2 protein-coding genes and 1 pseudogene are annotated in these 2,117 nt (G+C 45.9%); 2 read left to right on the top strand and 1 reads right to left on the bottom strand.

The features are described from left to right. Positions 1-474: pseudogene (locus B3V51_RS12750) on the bottom strand (PAP2 family protein); the annotation flags it as partial. A 386-nt stretch (positions 475-860) separates the two neighbouring features. Between B3V51_RS12750 and B3V51_RS12755 the strand changes: the two are divergent. Together B3V51_RS12755 and B3V51_RS12760 are read left to right on the top strand one after the other, a co-directional pair. Further along, the gene (locus B3V51_RS12755; protein ID WP_071001522.1) at positions 861-1,313 is read left to right on the top strand and encodes a DoxX family protein; all 453 of its coding nucleotides are present in this window, start codon (positions 861-863) and stop codon (positions 1,311-1,313) included. Positions 1,314-1,449: 136 nt separating this feature from the next. Continuing rightward, the coding region (locus B3V51_RS12760) for a DODA-type extradiol aromatic ring-opening family dioxygenase (protein ID WP_286708541.1) at positions 1,450-2,117 on the top strand (668 nt) is incomplete at its 3' end.

A 2,117-nucleotide genomic window follows, 5' to 3' on the forward strand; every position in this document is an offset into this window, starting at 1 on the left:
GGCAGTCAGTACGACAATCAGGCAAGTGACGGGCGTAGAGCCCAAACTGGTGATCAACACAAAGATATCTATGATGCCAGACTCGCGCAGTACGCTCATATGCTGCGATACAAACAAATCAGTGGTCACGATAGAGTCGGCCTCCACCACATCCTCAACCAAACCTGCAAACACTGCCAAAATATATACATTGAGCAGCGTTAAAACCGTGAGTATCAGACCAGAAAAATGACCGCGGGCAAAGCGCTTGGCGATAAAGCCAAACAATACAGGGTATTTGTCCTGTAAACGTGTGATCAAGGGTAGGCGGGCGATATGTCCACGCAGCCACAGCTCACCGCGTGAGATCAGACTGAGCGCGGGCTTGCCATAATGAATCAATACATATTGTAGCACCCACAAGAAAACAACGATGCACAATAGCGCCATCGCCAAACTGAATAACTGCTGGTTTTCTTGTATAAATGCGATCATGAACAGAGAAGCCTTTGTGTCGTGCGTCATAAAAATGGGACAGATGGAGGTGGCTTGGCAACGCGCCAAATAATAAATGCCGAATATCAAATACCAGATACTAAATCAGAAGCGGCTGCTACTGTAGCAGACCTATTGATGATTGCTGTCTGCTTTTGTTTACGGTGTGTCAATGCAGAAAAACCCCATTGATGAGATGACTGACCAGACTCTTTTCTTCAGACCCTTACTATGTTTGATAGTCTTGGTGTCCAACCAATTAACAACACTACGTTGATAATTATTCAATATAACTTGGCTTACTCTTCCATAACGATGATAGTAAAGTATGTTTATACCAATATCTAAACACTTTATCTTACTATTACGTTATGGAGTACTCATCAATGCAATCCTCATTATTCAATAGAGTTTTAACATCGAAAGCTGGCACAGCTGCCTTAATCCTTCGTGTACCTGTGGGCCTAATTTTGATGGCACATGGCGCGCAAAAGCTATTTGGCTGGTTTGGCGGCAATGGGCTGGCAGGTACGGCAGGCTGGTTGAGCAGTATGGGTATGGAGCCCGGCTACCTGATGGCTATCTTAGCAGGCGGTGCTGAGTTTTTTGGTGGTCTTGCGTTAGTATTAGGATTATTAACGAGACCTGCAGCATTGATCGCCGCTTTTACGATGTTAGTTGCTATTTTTTCTGTCCATATCGGTAGTGGCTTATTCATTGCCAATGGCGGCTACGAATATGCATTGACCTTGATGGTGGCGCTGCTGGCACTGGTGGTACAAGGTGGCGGTGCGATAAGTATGGATAAGGTATTATCAAAAAATCTAGGGCGAGCTTAAGCGGATTGTGTAATAGTTACCTTTAATGGCTATCAGTAACACTAAAAAAGTGTCACCTTCAAGATCGTCATGACTCACGTTAACCGCTTTATATCAACCAATAAAACCATCTTATAAAAGTGACAAGGAGAAAGTGATGAGCATATACACATCTAACGAGGCAGTAAGCCTGCCTGTATTCTTTATACCGCATGGCGCAGGACCTTGTTTTTTTATGGATTGGCAACCTGCGGATACATGGGACGGTATGGCAAGTTTTTTAGCGAGCATTACCACTCGATTACCTGAGCGACCAAAAGCTATCTTGATCATTAGCGGCCATTGGCAGACGCCTGAATTTCGTATCACCTCTGGCGCAAAACCTGATCTGATTTACGATTATTATGGCTTTCCTGAGCATACTTATGATTTGGCTTACCCGGCATCAGGTGCGCCCGCGTTGTCTGAGCGAGTCAGTAATCTGCTGACAGCGGCAGGCATTCCAAATGAGCAAGATGCGGCGCGTGGATTTGATCACGGCGTCTTTATACCGTTAAAGGTAATGTTCCCTGAGGCAGATATTCCCGTGGTACAGATGTCACTACGTAATGATCTCGACCCAGAAGCGCATCTGGCAGCAGGTCAAGCCCTGCAATCATTACGCCAAGAAGGGGTGTTGATCATCGGTAGCGGTATGAGTTTTCATAATATGCGCGGCTATGGTGATGCAAACTTCACCGCACCGTCTGAAGTTTTTGACGACTGGCTGACCGATACTGTCGCAGCGGATTGGGAGACGCGATGGTCAGCACTGGCTAACTGGTC

It is taken from the genome of Psychrobacter sp. UBA2514 (assembly GCF_002341255.1).
In the GTDB taxonomy this organism is placed as follows: domain Bacteria; phylum Pseudomonadota; class Gammaproteobacteria; order Pseudomonadales; family Moraxellaceae; genus Psychrobacter; species Psychrobacter pacificensis.